Source organism: Streptomyces sp. NPDC058796, from assembly GCF_042745235.1.
Classification (GTDB): Bacteria; Actinomycetota; Actinomycetes; order Streptomycetales; family Streptomycetaceae; genus Streptomyces.
In genome coordinates this window covers 1-25,556 of the sequence record NZ_JBHYOP010000016.1, presented here as the reverse complement: position 1 = coordinate 25,556, position 25,556 = coordinate 1, and the positions used below count along the sequence as shown (strand labels likewise).

14 protein-coding genes and 3 pseudogenes are annotated in these 25,556 nt (G+C 68.7%); 9 read left to right on the top strand and 8 right to left on the bottom strand.

What is annotated here, in order from left to right; genetic code table 11:
* Positions 1-200: 200 nt before the first annotated feature.
* Entirely contained in the window at positions 201-1,661 is a 1,461-nt protein-coding gene (locus tag ACFW47_RS31735; RefSeq protein WP_386307847.1) for a hypothetical protein, read from the top strand.
* 242 nt (positions 1,662-1,903) lie between these two features.
* Here ACFW47_RS31735 and ACFW47_RS31730 read toward each other — a convergent pair whose 3' ends face one another.
* Complete coding sequence (locus tag ACFW47_RS31730) at positions 1,904-2,239, bottom strand: hypothetical protein (RefSeq protein ID WP_386307910.1); 336 nt, start codon at positions 2,237-2,239, stop codon at positions 1,904-1,906.
* Between the two features lie 126 nt (positions 2,240-2,365).
* A pseudogene (locus ACFW47_RS31725) lies at positions 2,366-2,467 on the bottom strand (IS5/IS1182 family transposase); the annotation flags it as partial.
* Between the two features lie 635 nt (positions 2,468-3,102).
* Here ACFW47_RS31725 and ACFW47_RS31720 point away from each other — a divergent pair.
* Both ACFW47_RS31720 and ACFW47_RS31715 read left to right on the top strand, forming a co-directional pair.
* Complete coding sequence (locus ACFW47_RS31720; protein WP_386307846.1) at positions 3,103-6,711, top strand: LamG-like jellyroll fold domain-containing protein; 3,609 nt, start codon at positions 3,103-3,105, stop codon at positions 6,709-6,711.
* A 109-nt stretch (positions 6,712-6,820) separates the two neighbouring features.
* Positions 6,821-13,279: an RHS repeat-associated core domain-containing protein gene (locus tag ACFW47_RS31715; protein ID WP_386307845.1), complete on the top strand. Its 6,459-nt coding sequence runs from the start codon at positions 6,821-6,823 to the stop codon at positions 13,277-13,279.
* Between the two features lie 180 nt (positions 13,280-13,459).
* Here the strand turns inward: ACFW47_RS31715 and ACFW47_RS31710 are convergent, their stop codons facing one another.
* On the bottom strand, positions 13,460-13,762 hold the full coding sequence (locus tag ACFW47_RS31710; protein ID WP_386288769.1) for a hypothetical protein: 303 nt from the start codon (positions 13,760-13,762) through the stop codon (positions 13,460-13,462).
* Between the two features lie 283 nt (positions 13,763-14,045).
* Between ACFW47_RS31710 and ACFW47_RS31705 the strand changes: the two are divergent.
* Positions 14,046-14,332: pseudogene (locus tag ACFW47_RS31705) on the top strand (CbrC family protein); the annotation flags it as partial.
* Positions 14,333-14,337: 5 nt separating this feature from the next.
* Here the strand turns inward: ACFW47_RS31705 and ACFW47_RS31700 are convergent.
* The 5 genes from ACFW47_RS31700 to manD all read right to left on the bottom strand — a co-directional run bounded on the left by ACFW47_RS31700 (position 14,338) and on the right by manD (position 19,957).
* The gene (locus ACFW47_RS31700) at positions 14,338-14,625 is read right to left on the bottom strand and encodes a transposase (RefSeq protein WP_386307843.1); all 288 of its coding nucleotides are present in this window, start codon (positions 14,623-14,625) and stop codon (positions 14,338-14,340) included.
* Positions 14,626-14,718: 93 nt separating this feature from the next.
* Complete coding sequence (locus ACFW47_RS31695; RefSeq protein ID WP_386307842.1) at positions 14,719-15,801, bottom strand: L-idonate 5-dehydrogenase; 1,083 nt, start codon at positions 15,799-15,801, stop codon at positions 14,719-14,721.
* Entirely contained in the window at positions 15,798-17,192 is a 1,395-nt protein-coding gene (locus ACFW47_RS31690) for an MFS transporter (protein ID WP_386307840.1), read from the bottom strand. The genes ACFW47_RS31695 and ACFW47_RS31690 overlap by 4 nt, the downstream gene beginning before the upstream one ends.
* A 90-nt stretch (positions 17,193-17,282) precedes the next feature.
* Positions 17,283-18,740, bottom strand: a complete 1,458-nt coding sequence (locus ACFW47_RS31685; RefSeq protein ID WP_386307838.1) for a mannitol dehydrogenase family protein — start codon at positions 18,738-18,740, stop codon at positions 17,283-17,285.
* The gene (gene manD, locus ACFW47_RS31680; RefSeq protein WP_386288759.1) at positions 18,737-19,957 is read right to left on the bottom strand and encodes a D-mannonate dehydratase ManD; all 1,221 of its coding nucleotides are present in this window, start codon (positions 19,955-19,957) and stop codon (positions 18,737-18,739) included. Before manD ends, ACFW47_RS31685 begins: the two co-directional genes overlap by 4 nt.
* A gap of 78 nt (positions 19,958-20,035) precedes the next feature.
* Between manD and ACFW47_RS31675 the strand changes: the two genes are divergently transcribed.
* From ACFW47_RS31675 to ACFW47_RS31655, 5 genes and pseudogenes are all read left to right on the top strand, one after another.
* A complete protein-coding gene (locus ACFW47_RS31675; RefSeq protein ID WP_386288757.1) occupies positions 20,036-20,749 on the top strand; it encodes a GntR family transcriptional regulator in 714 nt (237 codons plus the stop codon).
* Between the two features lie 707 nt (positions 20,750-21,456).
* Positions 21,457-21,714, top strand: a complete 258-nt coding sequence (locus ACFW47_RS31670; protein ID WP_386307837.1) for a hypothetical protein — start codon at positions 21,457-21,459, stop codon at positions 21,712-21,714.
* 368 nt (positions 21,715-22,082) lie between these two features.
* Positions 22,083-22,454 (top strand): hypothetical protein, encoded by a 372-nt coding sequence (locus ACFW47_RS31665; RefSeq protein WP_386288754.1) that lies wholly within the window; start codon positions 22,083-22,085, stop codon positions 22,452-22,454.
* Positions 22,455-22,909: 455 nt separating this feature from the next.
* Positions 22,910-23,129, top strand: a pseudogene (locus ACFW47_RS31660) (alpha/beta hydrolase); the annotation flags it as partial.
* 456 nt (positions 23,130-23,585) lie between these two features.
* On the top strand, positions 23,586-25,316 hold the full coding sequence (locus ACFW47_RS31655) for a SpoIIE family protein phosphatase (protein WP_386307835.1): 1,731 nt from the start codon (positions 23,586-23,588) through the stop codon (positions 25,314-25,316).
* Positions 25,317-25,556: the final 240 nt, after the last annotated feature.

The following is a 25,556-nucleotide window of genomic DNA, read 5'->3' as shown; positions in this document are numbered from 1 at the left end:
CGGCTCTTCGCCCCCACCCAGATCACGACAAACCACCGGTATGGCATGACCCTCCCATACCCGCATATCGAGGAGGCGCACTCCCCCCGCTCTTGGGATGTGTCTTCAGTGGGATGCTTGTTGCGGGAGCTCTATTCGCGGTATTGGGAAGCCCTTTTGTTGCTGCCGTGGCCTGGATCCCTGCCGTGATAATCCTCATCATGCGCGTCGCTCCCTATCTTGCACACAAGTGGAAGGCATCGGTTGCGAAGCAGGAACGGGAAGAACTCAGATCGGCTCACGAAGCCGCGTTCGAGCGTTGGAAGAGGGATGTCCTCGCGCACGACGCCGCGGAGCGGCGGCGGGCCGACGAGGCGTTGCGGTGGTTTCCGGTTCACCTCGTGTCCCGCCCGCGTCGGGTCGATGTCTATGGCGGCACGGCGGATGGGTGGGCGGCTCTCCTGGCGACTCTGGGAGGGTCTCTCCTCGCCAACGGAAAGGGACTGTGGCTCCTCGACCTCAGTCATCAGACGGTGGGGCGAGAGCTGGCGGCCTTGGCGGATGTACAACGGGTGCCGGTGGCGCGGGTAGAGCTGCCCTCCCGCCTCGTGCCTCCTGACCTGTCGTGGGGACTGACCGCGGAGGAACTGGCCGAGGTGCTGGCGGAGGCCCTGTCCACGCTGCGACCGGAGGGGGCCGACGTCGACTTGCGCGCGACGGACGCCGGCATCCTGCACTCCGTGCTCGAGCGGCTGGACGCGCCGGTCACCTACGGCCGGATCGCTTCCGGACTGGAGGTCCTCCTGCGCGTCCACGAATCCGACCACGCACCGGAACCACTGACGCCCAGTGAGCTGGACAGGCTCACCACGGCCATTGACGTTGTCGGGCAGAGCGAGCGGATCCAGAACGAGCTGCGTTTCCTGTATGACGTGATTCGTTTGCTGGCCCGCGCCCAGCAGAACCCCATTGCCGTTCCCGCCCCGGACCAATGGCTGGTCCCCGGGCAGTTGACCATCCTCTCCACGCACGATGTGACCGAGCGTCGCAAGGACGTCATGGACCGCGTCGTCTTCTTCCTGGTCCTGCATCAGCTTCGCCGAGGCCGGGTCCCCGCAAACGCCGGCACCTTGGTGATCGCCGGCGCGGAGCACTTGGGACGTCCCGCTCTGGAGGCCATGGCTCGCCAGGCGCGCATCGCGGGCGTCCGACTCATGCTTCTCATGACACATGTGCGTGAGGACATCCGACCGCTTCTGGGCGGTCAGGACAGCGCGACGGTCCTCATGAGACTGGGGAACGCCGAGGAAGCCAAAGCCGCTGCCGAATTCATCGGACAGGGACACAGATTCGTGATGAACCAGCTGACACGGCAGGTCGGCGAATCACACTCCACGGGGCGGTCCCACAGCTACGGCGGAGGTGACAGCGAGACGGGCGGATGGTCGACTAGCTGGCAAAACTCCGTCAACAGTTCGACCGACAAGTCCGTGACGCGCGGCGAGACAGTATCTCGCGTCTACGAATTCACGGTGGAGCCGGCCCAAATCCAATCACTGCCGCCCACCGGACTCATTTTGATCGAGACAAGTCCGCAAAGCCGCCGCGTCGTGTTCGGCGACTGCAACCCTGCCATCACCCTCCTACCCCACGTGGCCGATGCGCCACGGCTACCCGAGTAGGGAGGCGATCGCTGCGATGGACCTCAGCGAGCCCCGCACCTCTTCCAGCAAGGCACAGGCACCGATGATCTGAGAGGACTTACGGCTTACCGGCTGCTGGATATCCCCCAGCAGGCTCCCGAAGACCAAGGTCCGGCCCGTACGCCGGCGGAGTTGTTCGCCGCACTCGCCGCCGCACGGGCCGAGTTCAACAATCCAGTAGCCCGACCAACCCGTTACGCGGCAGGCGAGCAAGCTGTCTCTCAGCCTTCAAGGGGTTCGACTGGGCCAGCTGTCCGGGCGACTGAATCCTTGCGTGCCGAGAGCAGGAACAGGACCGTAGCGGCAGCGATGAAGCCGAAACCGACGGTCATGCAGACCATGACCGTCTCGAATGAGGCATCGGCGATCCGGGGGACGCCGTTGACGAGCATGAGGGCGTAGATACTCAGAATGCCGTAGGCGCGAAGCCGCACCCCGGCCTGTCGCTTGCGCAACCACGGCGGTGTCCACCCCGCCAGTATCGCCACCGGCACAGGCAGCAGGAGCGCCGTGGACACCGCCAGCATTATCCCGTGGTACAGCGGATTGCCGTTCACCCGGCCCCCTTCGTAGACAATCGCCAGCCTACGGAGGGTTGGCGAGGCCGTCCACGCCGAACGCCGGTGCCCGCTGCCCCGGCGTGATGAGCAGGGCCAACGGGGGGGGGCAGTGGCCCTGCGCGGCGCAAGGTGGATTTCGGTGGTGAGTCCCCCGCGGGAGCGACCGAGAGCCTCGCCTGGCCCACCGCCTCCTCCAGCGGGGCCCGCAGAGTGATGTGCTCGCACAGGCGGCCAGGGAAGGCGTCAGTTCCCGGCCCAGGGGGCAAGGCTCGACGATTTCGTAGTCGCCGGCGAGCACGAAGGTGCAGTCGATCGTGCCGAAGTGGAAGCGGCAGTTGATGCCGCAAGGGGAACGGCGCGCCGCTGGAGGGCGACAGGGTGCCGAGCGCCTCCCCGTCGGCCGGCCCCACGCTTCCCGCGCTGGGGCTGGGACTCCGCCGTCTCTCATTGCGGACGACCGACAGCGTGACCCGGCCCGGTCGATGAGGGGGCGTCCCGCAGAACGCATACGGCCTTGGGAGGAGTGGCCGGGCACGGCAGGGCGGAGTAAGGGTGAGTCGTGTCGTTGATCTTGGCGTGTCGGCATGGATGCGAAAGTGTGTCGCCTTGCCGTACAACCCTGCTTAAACGTCGGGTTCCTCACATGGCCTTCCAGAACTTGGCGTGTTGTTGTCCGTTTCCTTCCTGTTGACCTGTCGCTCTGGTGGGGCGTTAGTTACTCCTGGCTACTTTGTGAATCTTGTGGGCGGGGTGTGGCAAGGATGTGGACTCGGTTGCCAGGTGGGCGAGAAGTGCTGCCCGCACCGAAGGTCCGGGCTGGGAGGCCTGGCAGAAGACGTGACCGCAGGGCCGCCGCGGGCATGACCGCGGTCGTGTGTGCGGCGGTGGTCGCGGCTCTCGTTCCTGGCCCGGTGGCTTCCGCGGTCGGTGACGATGCGGCCGATGTGCCGTTGTCGGAGGGGCACAAGGCCCTCCAGGCGGCCCAGCAATCCGGCCAGCGGGTGGAGGTGACCACGGAGCGCGGGGAGCGGACCACGGTCTTCGCCAACCCGGACGGTTCGACGTTCACGCTGGAGGAGTCGTCGGTGCCGGTGCGGGTGGCGAAGCCCGGTGGCGGCTGGCAGGCACCCGATCCCACGCTGGAGACGCGGTCCGATGGCTCGGTGGGGCCGAAGGCGGCCTCTGCGGACATGTCCTTCTCCGGTGGTGGAGACACGTCGCTGGCGCGGATCGAGGAGCAGGGCCGGTGGCTGGAACTTGACTGGCCGGGTTCCCTCCCCGAGCCTCAGCTGGACGGCTCCAGCGCCCTGTACCCCGAGGTGCTGCCGGGCGTCGATCTGAAGGTGACCGCGACGGTCGAGAGCTTCCAGCAGGTTCTGGTTGTGAAGACGCCCGAGGCAGCCGGGAGCGAAGAGCTGAGCGAGCTCACCTTCGGCCTCAAGTCTGACGGCCTGGACGTGGTGGAGGGCGCCGCCGGCAATCTCGCCGCGCTGGACGACGACGGACAGGCCGTGTTCAGGGCGCCGCCGGCGCAGATGTGGGACTCGGCGGGCCAGGGTACTCCGGAGCCGAAGACGCAGCTCCTGCGGGTGGATGCGGAGCAGCCCGAGCCCGCGGATCCGGCGGAGAGTGCGGCCTCGGGCACGGGCTTGGAGCCGGGGCAGGGCGACACGGTCGCCCGCATGGACGTCCAGGTGACCGAGGACGCGCTGACGGTTGTGCCGGACGCGCAGATGCTGGCCGGCACGGACGCGTCGGCCTTTCCGTTGTTCATCGATCCCACCATCACCTGGGGCGAGTCGGAGCGGACGCTGCTGCGCAGCGACGGCTACGAGTCCTACGGCTGGGGCAACGGCAGCGACAACCTTGGTAAGGGAGCCGGCAAGTGCGGCTCCTGGAGCGGCTACTACTGCGGGCCGGGGTACGTACAGCGGCTGTACTTCGAGTTCTCGCCGGCCAGTTTGAAGGGCAAGAAGGTCCTGGACGCCACGTTCCGGGTGACTGAGCCGTGGGCGTTCCAGTGCAGCCCCCGTTGGGTGGACCTGGTCCGCACGAACAACATCTCCTCCTCCACCACCTGGTCCTCACGGCCCAAGGAACTGGACTGGATGGGCGACCGGTACGTGTCTGCCGGCCGTGGCTCCCTGTGCGACCCGGACTCGCCGGACGCCCCGATCGAGTTCAACGACAATCCGGAGGAGACCAACGAGAACCTCACCCCGACCGTGCAGAACTTCGCGGCGGGCAAGTTCTCGCGGCTCACACTCGAGATCCGCGCCCACGACGAGTCGGACACCTCGGCGTGGAAGCGGTTCCGCAACGACGCGGTACTCGCCGTGGACTTCGTGGGGCTTCCGGACAAGCCGACCGGTGTCGCGCTGATGACCGGCTCCGGCGCTGTCTGCGAGCGGTCGGAAGCTGATCCAGCGGTTGTCTCGGACCCGACCCCGACGCTGCGGGCGTACGCCCAGACCAAGGCCGGGGGCGAGAAGGAGGCGCAGCTGCGGGTCTACTTCGACCTCGATCACAAGAACGCGGACGGCACGTGGACGGACACCACTCCCGGCAACGGATCGGTCCGGCCCTCGTCCGGATACATCGCGGACGGCAAGTCCGTCACCCTCACCTGGTCGACGCTGACCGACGGCAAGTTGTACCGCTACCAGGCGTGGACGCACTCGTTCTACAACGCCGGTAAGAGCCATCTGTCGAGCAGCACCTCCGGCTGGTGCTACTTCAAGGTGGATTCCACCGCGCCCAAGGCACCCAAGGTCACCGTCGGGGAACCGTACAGCGTGTGCACGGCCACCGCATGTGCTCCGGGCGGCGGGCCCAACCAGCCCGCGACCCTCTCCTTCGCCGCCGCGACCGGGGACGCGAACAACGTCTCCTACCAGTACAAGCTGTCTTCGGATGACATCTGGTCGAGTGAACTCAAGGGCGCCTCGGTTACGCAGAAGGTCACGCCGGAACGTTCCGGCACCTACAGCGTGTATGTCCGGGCGAAGGACGACGTCGGCCGCTGGGGCGCGCAGAATGTCGTCGACTTCCTGGTGGCTGCGGGCGAGGGGCCCATCGGGCGGTGGCACTTCGACGAGGCGAGCGGAGCCGCCGTGGACGCCGCGACGGCGGACGGAAAGGACGACGCGGCCCTGGGAGGGAGCGCGGTTCGTGATGACCGCGGGCGTCGTGGGCTGATCACCCATGACGCCGAAGGACAGCCGCTGGAGACAGCGATCACGGACAAGGGGCTGTCCCTCGACGGCAGTACCGGGTACGCCGCCACCGGTGGGCCGGTGCTGGAGACCCGGTCGGCCTACACGCTGTCCGCTTGGGTTCGGGCGGACAGCCTGGACAGCAAGGCGGCCGTGCTGTCGTCAAGGGACGGTGTGAGCAGTCCCTTCATCTTCTACTACGACCCCGGATACAAGACCTGGTTCTTCGGTGTACGCAAGGCCGGTGAAAAGGACTGGTACTTCGGCAGGTCAGCGGTCTATCCGGCGCAGGCCGGCGTATGGACACATCTGGCGGGCACGTACGACCCGGCGAAGAAGGAACTCAACTTCTACGTCGACGGCCGCAGACAAGGCGGCACCATAACAGTCGAGGGCTCCTGGCCGTCGACCGCACCGTTGGACTTCGGTCGTCACCAACTCAGCAGCGGCCCGGCATTCTACTTCCCGGGCTCGATCGACGAAGTCGCGGTGTGGCAGCGCGTGCTGACCTCGCAGGAGATCGCCGACGAAGCCCAACTGCTGACCTCGGAGGGCTTCGCGGGCGCCGAGCTGGTCGCCGACTGGTCGGCCGCGCGCGGAAGCGGTTCCACGATCACCGACACCACCTCCGGTTACGGCAAGACCCTCACGCTCGAGGGAGGCGCGTCGACCGACGGGGAATCGATCGTCCTGGACGGGGTCGACGACGCCGCCACCACAGCCGGGCCGCTGGTGTATGACCACAGCTCCTTCACCGTGTCGACCTCGGTCCAGCTCGACGGGGCCAAACTGCTGGCCAAGGACATCGGCTACACCGGCCAGGTCCTGGGGCAACGCACGGCTGACGGCTCCGCATGGGGCTTCTGGTTCGAACTGACCGGCAAGGACACCTACCTCGACGACAACCGGGAAGAACACACGGTCCCGGTCGGCAAGTGGCACTTCGGCCGGCTCAAGGCCGACGGCACCTTCTCCTCGGTGGTGTCCGACGATGTCGCAGCCATCGACAGCCCGGTGCGCCTGACCGGCATCTACAACTCGTTGAACGGAACGATCAGCCTCTACCTCAGCCACGTCCAGAACGGCGGAACCCAGGCGTACACGATTGCGCTGGGCAGCGGGGACTTCGCCGTCGGCAAGGGATTCACCGGCGGCGCGTGGAAGCACTACCTGCCGGCACGCATCAACGAGGTCCGGCTGTGGGCGGGTGCGATGGCCAGCAGCGATCAGATCGACCACCGCATCGGCGACTGACCACCGCATGCCGGGTGTGGCGCCGGCCAGGCCGGCGCCACACCCGACGCTCCAGCACACCACTTGCCGACCCAGACGACGCCGGAGAGCGCAGGCGGAACGGATAAACATGGCTATTGGCATAGGCACGACAAAGAGACGGGATCGGCGCAGAGGACGCGGTGCAACCGTGGCGGCCGTCCTGGCACTGGCACTCGCCGTCCCCACCGGGCTGGCCCCCGTTGCGCAGGCCGCTGAGGGCGGGCTCGGCCGACCGGATCTTCCTAGTCAGCGAGTGAGCAAGGTCAAGGAGACCGAAGGCCCGGGAGCTCGGAAGGCCCGCGCGAAGGTCGCTCAGGGCAAGAAGGCGGACGCTGAGCGCGCTCGACGGTCGAAGGACGAGCAGCGGGCGGCGGCCTGGCCGCAAGGGGGCGAGGCGATCGTCGAACTCGGTGCCGGCAAGCACGGCAGGGCCAACCCGGGCGGCCTCCCCGTCACCGTCAGCCCGTCCGGAGGCAAGAACAGCGCCGCGTCCGGCACCGAAGCCCGTATCCATGTCCTTGGCCAGCAAGCCGCCGAGAAGGCCGGCATTACTGGCGTACTGCTGACCGCCGAAGCCGACGAGGCGGGGCGGGCCCAGCTCAGCATCGACTACAGCAGCTTCGCCTCTGCGGTCGGCGGCGACTGGGCCGACCGGCTGCACCTTGTCCGCCTTCCCGGCTGTGTGCTGGACACGCCGGACAAGGCGGCGTGCCGTACCACCACTCCGTTGACGTCGGACAACGACCGCGCTCAGCAGACCCTCACGGCCGCTGTCCAGCTGGCCGAGACCGACGCCGGTCCTTCGGCTCAGCTGGCGCGGGCGGCGGCCTCCACGCAGACCGCGGTGTTCGCGGTGACCGCCACCGCGTCGGGAGCGGGCGCGTCCCCGTCCGGCGCCGGCGACTACTCGGCCACCGAGCTCTCGGAGTCCTCGTCCTGGGAGGCAGGGGACAACTCCGGTTCGTTCACCTGGAACTACGACATCAGCATGCCGCCCGCGGCGGCCGGGCCGACACCGGAGCTGGCCCTGTCGTACGACTCGGGCAGCGTCGACGGCCGCACCGCCACCACCAACAACCAGGGCAGCGCGGTCGGTGAGGGCTTCAGCGTGACCGAGTCCTACATCGAGCGGTCCTACGGCTCCTGCGACGACGACGGCCACGACAAGGCCAACGACCGATGCTGGAAGTACGACAACGCCCAGCTGGTCCTGAACGGCAAGGCCACCCGCCTGGTGAAGTCGGGCGACGCGGAGAGCACCTGGCGGCTGGCGAACGACGACGCCTCCACGGTGACCCGCTCCACCGGCGCCGACAACGGTGACGACAACGGCGAGTACTGGACCGTCATCACCGGCGACGGCACCAGGTACGTCTTCGGCAAGAACAAGCTCGACGGCGCCGGCAGCCAGCGCACGAACTCGACGTGGACGGTGCCGGTCTTCGGCGACGACTCCGGTGAGCCCGGCTACAGCAGCGGCGACTCCTTCGGCGACCGGGCGCTGACCCAGGCCTGGCGGTGGAACCTCGACTATGTCGAGGACACCCACGGCAACGCCTCCACCTACTGGTACGCCAAGGAGACCAACCACTACAAGAAGAACAAGGCAGCCACCGCCAACGCCTCCTACACCCGCGGCGGCTACCTGAAGGAGATCAAGTACGGGCTGCGCAAGGGCGCGCTGTTCACCGACGACGCCGATGCCAAGGTCACCTTCAGCCACGCCGAGCGGTGCACCGCGTCCGACTGCTCGTCGCTGACCAAGGACACGGCCAAGAACTGGCCCGACGTCCCCTTCGACGCCATCTGCACCGACGGCGACGACGACTGCCTGGGCACCGGCCCGTCGTTCTTCTCCCGCAAGCGCCTGACCGGCATCGACACCTTCTCCTACAACGCCGCCGGCGGCGACTACGACCCGGTCGACTCCTGGGACTTCACGCAGGAGTACCTGGACGGCGGAGACATCGGTGACACCTCCGACCATGTCCTCACTCTGAAGTCGATCAAACGGACCGGCAAGGCCGGCGGCACCGCCATCCCGCTCGCCCCGGTGTCGTTCACCTATCAGTGGCGCGAGAACCGGGTGGACGGCACCGATGACATCCTGCCGCTGACCCGGCCCCGCATCGCCACGGTCACCTCGGAGACCGGATCGATCACCACGGTGACCTTGTCCTCGCCGGAGTGCACGCGCAGCGAGGTACAGGGCGCCGCCGAAGACGCCAACACCCGCTCCTGCTTCCCGCAGTACTGGAACATCAACGGGGCCGAGGACGCGTCGGTGGACTGGTTCCACAAGTACCGGGTGGAAGCCGTCGTCGTCTCGGACCCGGCGGGCAACAACGACGCCGTCGAATACGCCTACGACTACAGCGGCGCCGCCTGGCACCACAGCGACAACCCCTTCACCCCGAAGGACGAACGCACCTGGTCCGACTGGCGCGGCTACCGCCAGGTCACCGTCCACACCGGCGCCAAGGAAACCACCCGCTCCAAGACTGTCTCCCTCTACATGCAGGGCATGCACGGCGACAAGCGGAAGGACGGCACCACCCGCTCCGTCTCCGTGACCCCGCTCGCCTCCCCGTCCGTCGGCGTCGCAAGCATCACCGACAGCGACCAGTTCCAGGGCATTCGGCGCGAGCACGTCACCTACAACGGCTCGACACCGATCACCGTCGAGGTCACCGACCCGTGGTCCAAGGAGACCGCCCGCCAGAGCGCGCCCGGCGCCGCCGACCACGTGGCCCGCTACGTCCGCACCGCCAAGTCCACCAGCTATGAGTACCTGTCCGCCGCCGACGCCTGGCGCTCCCGCTCCGTCGCCACCTCCTACGACGACTACGGCATGCCCGTCACCGTCGGCGACTCCGGCGAGATCGGCAAGGGCGGCGACGAGACCTGCACCCGCACCTGGTACGCGCGCAACGACGCGGCCGGCATCAACGACCTCGTCTCCCGCACCCGCACGGTCGGCCGGTCCTGTTCCATCATCGACACCAGCCTGAGCCTGCCCGCGAACTCCCAGACCCGCGGTGACGTCCTGTCCGACACCGCCACCGTCTACGACAACCCCGACACCGCCACCTGGTCAGCCTCCCAGAAGCCCACCAAGGGCACAGCCACCTGGACCGGCCGCGCCACCGGCTACAACGCCACCGCGGGTCCGGACAAGCTGCGTGCGGCCTCGGGCTGGCAGACCACGTCGACCACCGCCTACGACGCTCTCGGCCGCCCCGTCGGCGTCACCGACGCCGACGGCAACACCACTCACACCCGCTACACCCCCGCCACCGCGGGTCCGCTGACCAAGACGACCGTCACCAACCCCAAGGGCCACGTGACGGACACGTACGTGGACCCCAGGCACGGCCAGGCCGTGCGCGTGTACGACGCGAACGCCAAGAAGACCGAGTCCACCTACGACGCCCTCGGCCGCCTCACCGCGGTCTGGCTGCCCAACCGCAGCAAGGCCGCCGGCTACAGCGCGAACACCACCTTCAAGTACCACCTCGGCAGCAGCGAACCGTCCTGGGTGTCCACCTCCACCCTGAAGAAGGACGGCAAGACCTACAGCACGAGCTACGAGCTGTACGACGCGATGATGCGGCCCCTGCAGACCCAGACCCCCAGCCCGCTCGGCGGCCGGGTACTCACCGACACCCGCTACGACACACGCGGACTGGCCTACGAGGAGTACGCGGACATCTTCGACACCACCTCCGCGCCGAACGGCACCTACACCCGCGCCGAGTACGGCGAGGCCCCTACACAGACCGAGACGGTGTACGACGGCGCGGAGCGCCCGACCACCAGCACTCTGTACGTGTACGGGGTGAAGAAGTGGTCGACCACCACGAGCTATACCGGTGACTCCACCGCCACCACGGCCCTCAGGGGCGGTTCGGCCAGCCGCACCCTCATCGACGCCCGGGGCAGGACCGTGGAAACCCGCGAGTACGCGGGCACGAGCCCCGCCGACCCGCAGTTCGGCGGCGGAACAGGGACAGCCTCGTACACCTCCAGCACCTTCCAGTACACGCTGGACGATCTGAAGACCCGCGTCACCGGGCCCGACGGCGCCCAGTGGACATACGGGTACGACCTGTTCGGCCGCAGGATCAGCGCGGACGACCCCGACAAGGGCCTGACCCGTCTGTCCTACGACCAGCTGGACCGGCTCACCCAGACCACCGACTCCCGCGGCAAGAGCGTCATCACCGCCTACGACGCTCTCGACCGCATCACCGGCACCTGGGCCGGATCGAAGACCGATGCCAACCAACTGACCGCCTTCACCTACGACACCCTCCTCGCGGGACAGCCGGACGCCAGCACCCGCTACGTCGGCGGGAAGAACGGCACGGCCTACACCAAGACCGTCACCGCCTACGACAAGCTCTACCGGCCCACCACCACCGAACTCACCCTGCCGAACTCTGACCCACTGGTCACCGCCGGGGCACCGGCCACCCTGCAGTTCGAGGGCAACTACAACATCGACGGCACCCTGCAGAGCACCAAGGAACCCGCCCTCGGCGGACTGCCCTCCGAGGTCGTCGGCTACCAGTACACCGACACCGGACAGGTCACCTCCATCGTCGGCAAGACCGGCTACCTCCTGGACGCCGACTACTCCGCCCTGGGGCAGGCCCGGCAGCTGACCCTCGGCACCGCCGACACCGAAGAGCACAAGAAGGCGTACGTCACCAATCTCTGGGAGGAAGGCACCAAGCGCCTCCTCGGCAGCCACGTCACCGACCAGACCCACCCCTACAAGCTGCAGAACCTCGCCTACACCTACGACCAGACGGGCAACGTCACCTCCATCGCCGACACCAGTACCCTCGGCGGCACCGCAGCAGCGGAAACCCAGTGCTTCGCCTACGACGGTCACCGGCGCATGACCGAAGCGTGGACGCCCGCCTCCCAGAAGTGCTCCGACACCCGCAGCGCGCACAGCCTGGGTGGAAGAGCCCCGTACTGGACCAGCTACACGTACAACGACGCCGGCCAGCGCACCACGCAGACCGAGCACGCCGCCGGCGGCAACACCACCAGGAACTACTGCTACGAGAAGGAGGGTCAGCCCCACGCCCTGACCGGCACCAGCACGACGGCGGACTGCACCAGCCCCGACCGCGCCTTCACGTTCGACAGCACCGGCAACACCACCGGCCGGCCCGACGGAACCGCCACACAGGACCTCGCATGGTCCGAGGAAGGCAAGCTGACCAGCCTGACCGAGGACGGCAAGACCACCGACTACCTGTACGGGGCCGACGGCACCCTCCTCGTCCGCGACACCGAGGACGGAGAGCGCATCCTCTACGCGGGCGCAACGGAGCTGCACCTGCGCGCCGACGGCACCGCCTGGGCCCAGCGCCGCTACGGCTCCGGCGATGTGACCGTCGCCGTCCGGTCCAACGAGAGCGGCAGCAATGAGCTCAGCTACCTGGTCGATGACCTGCACGGCACGGCCACCCTTGCCATCGACGCCACTGACCAGGCGTACTCCCGGCGCTACATGACCCCGTTCGGCGCCCCCAGAGGCACCGCCACAGGATCGGCGTGGCCTGACGACAAGGGCTTCCTCGGCAAGACCACCGACACCGGCACCGGACTCACCCACGTCGGCGCACGCCAGTACGACCCGGAGATCGGCCAGTTCATCAGCGTCGACCCACTCCTGCAGATCGGCATCGGCCAAACCCTCAACGGCTACAGCTACGCCGTGCAGAACCCGGCAACGACCGCCGACCCCAGCGGGCTCGGCGTCCCCGAATGCAACCAGCCGCAGAAATATGGCATCACGTGCAGGGGCGGCATTCCGGTCAGCACCGGGAAGAAGGCCAGCAGCGGTAGCGAAGGACCGGTCCGCGCCTGCCGCTGCGGAAAGCGCCCCCCGCTCGTGAAGGGCATGAAGCCCACCGGCCTCGGAGGCATCCCGGGCCGCCGCAACATCACCCTGCCCTCCACGCCCGCACCCAAGGGCTGGCTGAGGACCGTCCCGTCCAGCTCCGGAGGCAGCCCAGCCCCCAACCCCGGCCCCAAGCCCAAGCCTGAGGCCAACAAGAGCTGGTTCGGTAAGGTGCTCGACGTTATCGGCGTGGGAACTGAGCCCAACACGTGGGGCGCCTGCATCAGCGTTTCCGGAGGAGCGGTCCTGATGGGGACTCTGGGGGGCTGCGTTATGGTGAGCCGTAACGCTGACGGGGACTGGGATCTCGGCGTGAGTGGTTCTCCGGCGATCTCCGGGGTCGGAGGGGGCCTCTCGGCAGACCTCACGGGACTGACGAGTAACGCGGACTCGCTCGACCAACTCCGAGGCTGGGGCTGGGACAAGGAAGTCTCCGCGCACTACGGGATCGGAGGTCTTGCCAGCCATGAATCCAGTTTCAATCTCGACGGATCATGGGTGAGGAACAGCAAGGGCGAGCCAGTATGGGCCACTGAGGTAGGCGGGGGTCCCGGCGTCGAAGGAGGAGTTGAGACAGGGCTCAACTACACCTGGGGTTGTTCGCTGCGGCTCGGCTGCAGTTGAATCGCATCTCCTTGCCGCTGGCCTGAGAAGCAAGCACTCGGGCCAGCGGCCTCCGATGCAACAGAAATGAGAGGGCTGTTCTCCATGTTTGTCATTCCGCTACTCCTCGGGCTTGCATGCCTCGCCTTCGGACTGGCGCTAGCCACGAACCATCGCGGGTTCCGCGACCGGCTGGCAGCTTCACCCATCAATATCGCGCCAGGAGATACCAAAGTGCCGGGCACCTTCAAAGCTGTCGGCGTAATGGCCTCCATTTTGGGTGTTTTCATGACTCTTTTTGGGATAGTTTTCGCAATCTTCTCCTGATTCAGGTGCAAGCATGAGATTGCTCTCTCTTTCGTTCGGCGGGGTCGCCGTTCTTTTCGGCGCTGGAGTCCTCGTATTCGGCTCTGCCGTTATTTTTAATTGCCGCGGCGCAAGGGACCGACTTTCTGAATCAGTGGCGGCATCCACGGCGAGCAGGAATGGGAGGCCGTCAGTCATCAGACTACTGGGGTGGCTCTGGGTATTCGTTGGACTGCTTGCCATCTTTTTCGGTCTCATGCCCCTGATGTGACTCCGCACCCACGACCACGCCTGGCGCCCGACCGACCACGAAGGCATCACCTTGTTCCACCGCCCAGCCCCGCACGCACCCACCGCCGCCCCAGCTCCCCGGAATGGTCCGCCATCCGGCCGGAGCAGGGCCTCCAAACGCCGACGCTTCGGCAAAGGCTGATGCAAGTCGAGCCACGTATGCCCTGTTTGACAGAATCAAGGCAAGTACTTGAAAACGGCCTGCAGCGCCAGTAAAGCCGCAGGTCATCCTGTCTGCTCCCCGCACCCGCGGGCCTGGGCCCTCGGCCGAGCCCGCCGGCCCCACCCGCTTGATCGACGTCCTGCCCACAGCGCCGACTGCTTCTCTTGGTGCATCGCAGACGGGAGCGCAGCGGAACGCTTCGCGGGTGAATTCACCGACTCCCACGGGCTCGACGGTGTCAGCGAAGACGCATTGCACGAGGTCACCGCCGTACCCCGGGTTTCCACGCCTGGCAGGATCCGCACTGGCTCGTCCACTGTCAGGACGCGGCCGCCTTCGTGGGTGAAGTCGGATACGCAGAGCTGGCGGCCAGACGCCGGCCTCGTTCCAGGCCGCCAGGCCGCCGCGAGCCGAAGCCGAGCTCCTGGAGCAGGTACTCCCACTGGATACCGGTATGCAGGACGAACAGGATCCCGCACGGGACCCGCCGGTCCGGCACCCGCGGTCTGCGCTCGACCCTCTTCGGGCGCGGTTTCGGCAGCAACAGCTCCGTCAACGACCACAGTTCATCCGACACGATCCACGGCCGCGACCGACGGTTCCCCATACCCGGACCTACGAGCAAAAGGGCCGACACTCCCGTGATCAGCAGTTTTGTCGGAGCCAGTAAATCGCAGCCTAGGTAGGTGGGAGCCGGATCTCACCTGTCCGACAGGCGCAGCAGCACCTTGCTGCTCCCGGTGACCGGGTCGGCGGCGACCGACAGTGCCTCGGCCGCCCGGTCCAGCGGAAACCGGTGGGTGATCAGCGGTCTGACGTCCACGCCGTCGCGCAGGGCGAGCAGCGCGTCGTCGATCTCCTCAACGAAGCGGTACGACCCCGTCCAGGTGATCTCGCGGGTGACCAGGTCACCGAGGACGGCGGAGACCGCGCTGCCGGGTAGGTTGCCGACCTGTACGAGGGTGCCGCCGCGGGCGGTAGCCCGCAGGACCGCACCGAGCGCTGCCGGAGCGCCGGACGCCTCGAAGACCACCTCCACGTCCTCGGGCAGCGTCTCGCCATGCGCGAGGTCGCGGGTCTCGTCGGCTCCCATCGCCCTGGCGACGGCGAGCGCGTCCGCCGACAGGTCGGCGGCGACCACGGTTTCCGCGCCGCGGTGCTTGGCGGCGGCCACCACCAGAGAGCCGATCGGTCCGGCACCGTTGACCAGGACGCTCCGGCCTCGCAGGGACGGGGCCCGGCCTACAGCGTGCAGGGCCACAGCCAGCGGCTCCGCCAATGCTCCCTGTTCGGTGTCCACTCCGTCCGGCAACGGCCGTACCTGGTCGGCGTCGACCGTGCGGTACTCGCTGAACCCGCCGTCGGTGTGCGGGGTGAAGGCCGCCGAACCGAAGTAGCGGACGTGGGGATAGAGGTTGGTACGGCCTGCGATCCGCCCGGGCAGTACGCCGTCACCGACCGGTCGGGCCGGGTGGACGGTCACCGGCAGTCCCTCGGCGAGCCCGGTGACGCCGGAGCCGAGAGCGGCAATCCGGCCCGCCACTTCGTGCCCGAGTACCAGCGGGTGGGCGAGTGCGGCCGTGCCGGACGCGCCGTGCCTCCAGTAGGCGATGTCGGACCCGCAGATCCCGCCCCATTCCAGGGCCAGCAGCACCTCGCCGGGTCGGGGTACCGGCAGTGGCCGTTCGTCCACGCGGACGTCGCCGGGGCCGTGCACCACCAGTGCACGCATGGTCCGCTTCCCCGCGGCGGGCGCTCCGCGTCCCTCGGTGGTGGTGGTCATACGGCGTCCTCCAGGCGGACCAGGTCGCGTCCGCGGGTCTCGGGCGCGAGGTACGCGCCGACGAACGTGATCAGTGAGTAGACGATGAGCATGACGGCGATGGGCCACCAGCTCCCGGTGACGGCCGTGAGGGTGGCGGCGAGGACGGGGCCGATTGCGGTGGCGAGGATGCCGCCGATCTCCTTGGCGAGAGCGAGCTGGGTGAACCGGGTGCGGGCCCCGAAGAGCTCGGCCATCGTCACGCTCTCCAGCGAGAACAGCCCGAGCACACCGACGTTGAGGCCAAGCACCATGCCGATCATCACGCCCGGCGTCGTGCCGGAGGTGATCAGCAGCATCACCGGGAAGGCGAGGACCGCGGTCAGCGCGGTGACGACCAGGTAGAGCACGCGGCGGCCGACGCGGTCGCCGAGCAGGCCGATGAACGGCACGGTGGCGAAGCCCACGAGCGAGCCGTACACGATCGCGTCCGTGGGCACGGACCGGTCGACGGCGAGGTTGGTGGCGATGTAGCCGACGAGGAAGGTCTGGATCAGTCCGGAGTTGCCGGCCTGGCCGAAGCGGAGCGCAAGGGCGAGGAAGAACGCCTTGCCCTTGCGCTGCCGTACGCCGGCCGCCAGTACGCTGCCCTGCTGTTCACCCGAGTCGGTGATGGCCGACTCCACCTCGTCGCGGTCCAGCGCCACACCGTCCACGACGTCGGCGCGCTCCTCGAAGACTGGGCTCTCCTTCAGGCCGCGGCGCAGCCAGACGGCGAAGAGCATCATGGCGAAGCTGAGCAGGAACGGCAGCCGCCAGCCCCAGGACAGGAGTTGGTCCTCGGTGAGTACGGCGAGCAGTACGGCCCACAGCCCGGAGGCGGCCAGCGTCCCGGAGTTGGTTCCGAGTGACACCAGCGAAGAGATCAGGCCCCGGCGCTTGGCGGGCGCGTACTCGGCGAGGAGTACCGTCGCACCGGCGATCTCGGCGCCCGCGCCGAAGCCCTGGGCCAACCGCAGCGCGACCAGCAGGATCGGTGCCATGATGCCGATGGTGCCGTAGGTGGGCAGGACGCCGATCAGGGTGGTCGAGGCGCCCATCAGCAGCACGGTGATGTAGAGGACCTTCTTGCGGCCGAGCCGGTCGCCCATGCGTCCGAAGTACACCGCGCCGGCGAGCCTGGCGACATAGCCGACGCCATAGGTGGCCATCGCGGCGATCAGTCCGATCGCGGGGCTGACGTCGGGGAAGAAAAGCTTGTTGAAGACGATCGCGGCGGCCAGCGAGTAGAGCTGGAAGTCCATGAATTCCATGGCCGTGCCCAGCCAGCCCGAGACGGCGGCTCTGGCCAGATCGCCCGTGGTGCGCTCCGCGGGGCGCGTCTGCTCCGCAGCGACGGCGCTGTCCTTCATCGTGAACTCCGTTGTTCGGACGGGAACGGGTGGGTGTGAGGGTGTTGGGGTGCGCGGGGACACGGGGAGGGGTGGGGGCTGCGGGAGGGGTCAGATTTCGACGTGGCCCGCGCGCAGTGCGGGCAGCCGGTCCGCGACGGCGGTGGTGAGGGCCGTGTCGTCGGCGAGGTCCGCCGCGCCTACGGTGCGCAGCAGCGCGCTCACCGTCCCGGCCGGGCGCTGGCCGGTGTTCCAGCAGGAGGCAAGGGCCTCGGTCGCGGGGTCCGACCGGTCGGGAGCACCGGGCCGGGTGCCGTGTGCCCAGGCGGCGAGGGCGAGGGCGAGAACCGGTGTGTCCGTACCGCTCGCGCGCAGCTCGCGCAGGGCGGGCAGCCAGCGCTCGGTGATCTTCAGGGAGGCGTCGGAGCCGATCTGCCGCAACTGGTGGTGCATCGCGGGGTTGCGGAAGCGGACGACGAGGTCACCGGCGTACGCCTCGGGATCGGGTCCTCCGGTCGGCAGGGTCGGCGCGACCTCGGCGCACAGCTCGCGGACGAGCCGTTCGCCCCAATCCGTCACCATGGTGTCGGCGACGGTGGCGTGTCCGGTGGCGAGACCCAGGTGGGCCAGGGCCGAGTGGGAGCCGTTGAGCAGCCGCAACTTGGTGAGCTGGTACGGGCCGACGTCCGGTACGAAGAGGGCACCGTCTCGCTCCCAGGGTGGCCGGACCGCGGCGAAGGAGTCCTCCAGGACCCAGCTCCGGTAGGGCTCGCCGGCCACGGTCAGGCCGTCCTCGAGGCCCAGCGCGGTGCGGGCGGCCGACCGGTCGTCGCCGCCGGTCGCGGGCACGATCCGGTCGACGACGGTCGATGGGAAGGTCACCGCCTCGTCCAGCCGGGCCAGCACGGTCTCGCGGTCCGGCCAGGCCGAGGCGTCGACGAAGTCGCGCACGACGCGGGCCAGTACGGCGCCGTTGCCCGCCATGTTGTCGCAGGAGACGACGGTGACGGGGGCCGCTCCGGACCGCATCCGGGCGGCCAGGCCCGAGGCGAGGCGGCCCACCACGGTGGTGAGCGGCGCGCCCGGCGGGGCGGCCAGATCGGTGGCGACGGGTGTCGCCGCCGTGTCCAGGCCGCCCGACGTCGCCGACCGGTGGTAGCCCTTCTCGGTCACCGTGAGGGTCACCACGCTCACCTCGGGTTCGGTGAGCAGCGCGTCGACAGCCTCTGCGTCGGGGCCCATTGCCAGGGCGCCGATCACAGACCCGACGACGCGACAGGTGTGGCCGTCGGGGCGGCGCTCGACGACCGAGTACAGGCAGTCCTGCTCCCGCAGGGCGCGGACGGTGGCGGTCGAGCGGGGCGCGACGGCGGTGATGCCCCAGGGCTCGCCGGAGACGGCGGCGGCGTTCTGCGTGTACAGGGCCTGGTGAGCCCGGTGGAAGGCGCCGAGCCCGAAGTGCACGACGCGTGGGCGCAGTCCGGCCGGGTCGACGGCGGGCCGGAGGCCGGGCGCCAGTCGCGACAGCGCTCGGCGGTCCAGGCGGGGAAGGGCGGGTGCGGTGCTCACCAGTCGTGCACCGAACCGTCGAGACGGCGCGCCACGGGGAGATAGCGCCGTTGGTAAGGGAAGCGCTCGGCGGCCTTGTCGTCGTACTCCACCCCGAGGCCCGGTTCGTCGGAGGGGTTGAGGTACCCATCGGCGAAGGTGACGCCAGAACGGAACACCTCGGAGGTCTCTTCCGCGTGGCCCATGTACTCCTGGATGCCGAAGTTCGGCACGGTGAGGTCGAGATGCACGGCGGCGGCCATGCTGACGGGTGAGAGGTCGGTGGCGCCGTGCGAGCCGGTGCGGACGTGGTACAGCGCCGCCAGGTCGAAGATCCGCCGCAGGTGGGTGATGCCGCCCGCGTGTGCGACGCTGGTGCGTACGTAGTCGATGAGCTGCCCGGTGATGAGGTGCTGGACGTCCCAGATGGAGTTCATCACCTCGCCAACCGCGATCGGTGTGGTGGTGTGTTCGCGGATGAGTCGGAACGACTCTTGGTTTTCCGCCGGGGTTGGGTCCTCCATCCAGAACAGCCGGCAGCTCTCGACGCTTCGGCCGAAGCGGGCGGCCTCCATCGGCGTCAGCCGGTGGTGCACGTCGTGCAGCAGGTGGAAGCCGAACCCGAACCGCTCCCGGACAGCCTCCAGGTATTCCGGCGCGAAACCGAGGTAGGCCTCAGTGTCCCAGGGCTGCTCCTCGGGCAGGTCGGTTGAAGCCGGCTCGTAGATCTTGCCCTTGCGCACCCCGTATGTGCCGCCGACGGCGGGAACCGCTGCTTGCGCCCGCACCGCCCGGTAACCCAGTGCCAGGTGGTGCTCGACGTCGTCGAGGAGGGAGGGCACATCGGTGCCGCTGGCGTGCGAGTAGACCAGCACACCGTCACGGGAACGGCCGCCGAGGAGCTGGTAGACGGGCAGACCCGCCACCTTGCCCTTGATGTCCCACAGCGCGGTGTCGACGGCAGAGACCGCTGACATCGTCACCGGGCCGCGGCGCCAGTAGGCGCCCTTGTAGAGGTACTGCCACATGTCCTCGATGCGGGCGGGGTCGCGACCGATGAGCAGGGGGGCCACGTGGTCCCGAAGGTAGCTGGCGACGGCCAGCTCCCGCCCATTGAGCGTGGCGTCTCCGAGTCCGGTGACTCCGTCGGTGGTGGTGATGCGCAGCGTGACGAACGTGCGACCAGGGGACGAGACGAGCACCTCAGCCCGCTCGATCTTGCTCACTTGCAGCTCCATCCTGTCGTGCAGTGCTTGTATACAAGCATCTGTCGCACAGAGGGGCAAGACCCTTCGTCCGGTACGTAGGATGTGTGCATGGCTCAATCGAACGGGCGACGGACCAGTCGGCGCGACATCTACCTCAAGCTGCGCCAGATGGTCCTGACCCTGGAACTCGCCCCGGGCGCCGCCCTGTCGGAGAACGAACTGGCCGCCTCACTCGGCGTTAGCCGCACCCCGGTGCGGGAGAGCCTGATCCTCCTCGCCCAAGAGGGACTCGTCCAGGTCTTTCCGAAGATCGGGTCGTTCGTCTCGCGCGTCGACGCCGCCCAGGTCGCCGATGCACAGTTCCTGCGCGAAGCGGTGGAACTCGCCTCCCTCGAGGACCTGCCCGAGCAGCTCGACCCCGAGACGGTCGAGGAACTACGGAACAACCTGCAGCGCCAGCGTCGCACCGGTCTCGACCGCGAGGAGTTCTTCGCTCTGGACGAGGCCTTCCACCGTGATCTGATGCGGCTGAGTGGCCACGGCAACGCCTGGGCCACCGTCGCCGCCGCCAAGGGCCACCTTGACCGGGCCCGCCGCCTCGGCCTGCACGGACACGAGTCCCCGAGCGTCTTCGCCGACCAGCATCACGAGATCTTCGCCGCCATCACCGTCGGCGACATCTCAGGGGCTCGCAGCCACATGCGCGATCACCTTCGCGCCGTCTTCCACGACATCGAGCGCATCCGTAGCCGCTCCCCGGAACTCTTCGCCTCCGACCCCGCGACGGTGCCCGTACGGCGCAGTGTGGTCGTGTGGGAGTGAGGCCCGCCCATCCGGCCGGCCACCACGTCGCATTGACACGCGCCCTCATTGCGATCATGGCCCGCGGGACCGTGACAGCCACGGTGGGAGAGCTGCCGTCCAGGCGAGTGGGTGGGAACGCATACGCAGACTGTGTCAGGTGGCACGCCAAGTCGGCGCGATGACGTCCAGGCTTCCCGCCCACGGCCCGTCACTCGCGAAACCGTGGGCGGGAGCACGTACGCAGGTGCAATTCCCTCTCGTCTCTTCGGATGATCTGCCGCGACGCGGACCCCAGGGCGTGGCTGGTTGGTCAGGCGGTGCGCCGTGGCCGCTCGGTGGGGTGTGGGTGTTGCAGAGCACCGGGCTTGACGCACGTCGAGGACGTGGGCGAGGGTGCGCCAGGTAGTGGCATTGCCGGACGGTTCGGCCGTCCCCTGACTGACGACGAGGGCGGGGACGTTCTCAAGTCAGTGGGCGACGACTGCCTCGATCGGCAGCGCGGCGACCCCGCTTTCGTCTTCCCCGGGTGGCCGGACGAGCGGTTGACGCTGTGACGCGTTCAGTTGCTCATCGCGCACGTGACGGGACTCCGGTTGTCCGTCCGTGGCGTGTGGGAGCTGCTGTGCTCACACGGCTGGTCATGCCGCCAGTCGGCCCGACGGGTCGACGGGTCGACGGGTCGACGAGCGCAACGAGTCGGCAGTCACCTGATGAACCAAGGAGACGTGGCCATCGGCAAAGCCACCGCCGCGGCGCTCGGGGCCTGGCTCGTCTTCGAGGACCAGGCCGTCGTCTCGATGACGTCACACCGCAGCCGCCCGTGGGCTGCTCGCGGGCCCGCTTCCACAGTAGGATTCAACGGCTCACGAGCACGCATCACACTGGCCGCCCTGGCCTGCTACAAGACCGGCGAACGCAGCCGGCTGAGCTGTCGGCCGCGCGTCCAGGGACACCTGCGTGGCGATCACCGCGGCTTCCGCTGACAGGACTACCGCGACCTGATCGTACGGGCCCACCTCCAACTCGGCGGCCCCATCTTGCTGATCTGGGACAACCTGAACGACCACCGCAGCGCGGCCTTACGGCAATGAGCGGCCGGACAGATCTGGCTCACCAGCATCCAGCTGCCCACCGATCGAGCCGGCCTTGACCGAAGGCGCCCCGCACACGGGTGCGGCCGCATCGCGGTCCGCGCCAGGGAAGCCAGTGTGTGCACAGGCGACCTTCGCGGATTGCGGGGGCATAATTCGTCTACGCGGCAGGGGCTGGAGCGGGTACGTTCAGTGGGCAACGCGCGGGACCGAGACCAGGTGTCCGCGGGTCGGTGCGGGCGAGAGGCGGGGTGAGCATCATGTGGACGAAGGTGATACCCGCGGCCCTGGCCGTGCTCGCGTGGCAAGTCGCAGCTATCGCGCTGCTCGTGTTCGGAATCACGCAGCTCGACGACGCCGGCCCTCATGGCTGCGATCCCGCCTTCGAGAAGTGTGTCGTCATGAGCGGTAGCGGCACCCCGCAGGAAGTGGCTGCGGAGCATACCGCCGAAGCCGTCACCGACGCCTGGATCCTCATCCTCATCGGCGGTGCGGGCAGCCTCCTCCTTCCCGCGTCGGCCGTCATCGCGATGATCGGCGGGCGCCGGGAGGGCCGCGAGCGTCTCGCACGCCGCGCACGGCTCGAACGCATCAAGCAGCGACGCAACAGGACAGACAGCACATCGGCGTGAGACCCGGCCTCTTCCCCGAACCCGTGAGGGACCATGCTCGCTCGGGCGCTGTCGGCCTCTGACCGCCCCAAGACTTCTCAGACTCAGGAGGCGGCCTCCGCTCCTCAACCGGGACTGACGGGCCTCAATCTCAGGCGTCTGGTCCGCCACTGGTTCCGGCCGTCCCGGGAGCCGCGCGGGCGGAGCACGGGCGACCTGTCCCCGGTGGCAGAGCACGGCGTGCGTATCGGATCCGGTACGGCCGGCGGCGATCGGCCCAGTGGGCGCGGAAGCTCACGGGCCGGCACTCCGGGATACGCAGGGGCGCATTCTGAGCTGTCGAGCACCGCTGAGTCTGCTGTCTCGTGGAAGTCCCACGAGCGGCAAGGCAGATGACGAGCAGCTCATCCTTGCGCGTCAGGAGAAACGCGTATGTCAACAGCCCGAGAGCAGTCAGCCGGAACCGATGCCCCGCGAACTACGACCGGCGAGGACGTGGCGGCAGCGGTGACGCCGACGGCTACACCCCCGATCTCGAGATCGAAGACCATCAGCGCTTCCATCGAACACGTCGGCGGATCGGCGTCGCTGTCCGGCTCGCCCTCCGGAGCGGCCCTCGCCCTGCGGGCGGCCGCCGCCGGATTGAGCATCGACCGCCTGGCCCTGTACGAGCCGCCGTTCGTAGTCGCCCAAGGAGGGCAAGCCGCTCGGCGCCCGGGAGCGGGAGGGGGGTGACCGCGCGTATCCGAAGAAGACCGCCCCGGAGATCACCGAGCTCATGAAGGCATGAGCCTGTGGTTCGAGCGGTTCGGCGGGGCTCGAAGGCCCGTCCCTGGACCTGCGTGCACAGCCGCGGATCCTGGGAACGTCAGCGACCTCTCCACAGGCCGGGGTTCCGACGGACGTTCCCGGGCTACGTGTGCGTGGGGCCCGCGGACGTGGCCCTCCTCGAACCGGTCGGTAGCCTCGGGACTCGTGCCGGAGATCGATCAGGAAAGGCCCTCGCCGCTGTGCCGACGGGGGCGGCGCATACTGGCTGTGCGGGACGCAGACGTCGGCCCCCGAGCAGCAGCAGTTCGTCATCGCTGTACCCGACCGCCATCGGGTACCTTCTCGGGAAGGTCGAGCGCGTCTGTCCCGACGAGGAGGGCCATGGACGTAACCAGTGCCGGTCCCGGGGATGCTTCCACACCCGGGCACCGACCACGGCCCGACCGCGTGCCCGCCCCGTCCCTGGAGGACGTTCAGGCGGCTGCCCTCACCGTCGACAACGACGGCGTCATCCTCTCCGTCAACGGAGCGGCCGAAAGCCTGCTGCGCCGCGGCCGTGAGGACTTCGTCGGGCAAGACATCCATGACCTGCTGCACCGGGACAGCCACGGAGGCATCCCACCCCGCACGCACTGCCGGTCCGGCAAGGCACTGCGCGACCGGCGAACCGAGCACGGTGACCTGGACTGGTTCGCCCGCGGGGACGGCGTACTCGTCCGGCTGGCCTGGTGCGTCGCACCGTACTCGTCCGGACACCGGAACACGGGCGCTCTGGTCCTGCTGTACGGACGGGAACAGAGCACACCCGAGGAGGACCTCGTCGGGGCCCCGGAGGGCATGACGGAGCTGGACCGCCTGACCCTGCTGGCCGAGACGACGACGCGGCTGACGTCCACCCTGGACACGGACGAGGCCCTGCACCGGCTGGCGGTCCTGACGGTGCCCCGACTCGCGGACTGGGCGGTGATCGATCTGATCGCCGAGCGGGACGAGGTGCGGCGCGCCCTGGTGGTGGAGTACAAGGACGGCACCCTGATCGGACACGAGGACCTGCAGGGGCCCATGCCGCCCGTTCCCGAGGAGTCGCCCATGCCCTTGTCGCGGGCGCTGCGCGGTGCTGCCTCCTCTCTCGCCGGCCCCGCCATCTACCAGGGCCCTCCCGATTCGGGCATTGCGGTGGAACAGCGGCGCCTGTTCGCCGAGACAGGCATACACTCCGCAGTCATCGCGCCCATCCGGGGGCTCCGCGACACCCTTGGGGCGCTGACCCTGGGCCGCTCCCAGCGGCCCGCGCCTTTCACCGCCGCCGACCTCCCGCTGTTGGAGGACATCACCCGGCGTGCGGGGCTGGCGCTCGACAACGCGCGCCTGTACCAGCGCCAGCGCAAGGTCGCCGAGACGATGCAACGGCACCTGTTGCCCCAGCTCCCCACCGTTCCCGGCGTCGACATGGCCGTGCGGTACGTGCCGGCTCCACACGCCTCGTCCGTCGGCGGTGACTGGTACGACGCCTTCGCTCTGACCGACAGTTCGCACGCCCTGGTCATCGGCGACGTCGTCGGGCACGACCTGGACGCCGCGGCAGGGATGGCCCAGGTCCGCAACATGCTCCGCGCCTTCGCCTGGTCCCAGCCCCGGGCCGCGCCCAGCGTCGTCGTCACCCAACTGGACGAAGCCGTGAAGCACATCGCCGAAGTGCCGACGGCAACCATCATCCTCGCCACGCTCGCCCTCGGGCACGACGGGCTGTGGCGACTGCACTGGACCAATGCGGGGCACCCTCCGCCGCTGCTTGTCAGCCACGACGGCCAGGCCAACTACCTCGAAGACGCCCACGGCATCCTCCTGGGGACGGGAGTCAGAAGACCCCGGCCCAACGCGGTCACCGTGCTGCCGCCCCGCACAACGCTCCTTCTCTACACCGACGGCCTGGTCGAGTCCCCGCACCGCTCCATCGACCGCGGACTGGAACGGTTGCGCCGGCACGCGGCATCTCTGGCCCACCGCCCCCTGGGTTCGTTCTGCGACTCGCTGCTGGAGCAGGTCCGCCCCGAGGACAACGACGACGATGTGGCGATGCTGGCGCTGCGAACGCCCGACCGCTCAGAGTGAACACGGGCAGCCTCCGGCCCGACCACGCAACCGCCCCCCGGACCGTGGTGGACCCTGGCTCAGGAAAGAGCTCCGCTTCCGTGCATACGTTCCCGTGCAGGGGGTAGCCGCGGAGACGCCCGACCGTGAGCGGGCAATCAGAACAGGGAGGGCACATCATGGCGACGACGACCGCACAGACCACCGCGCACACCACCACGGGCATGCCGGAGGTCGCGGACCCGTCCAAGGTGGCGCCCA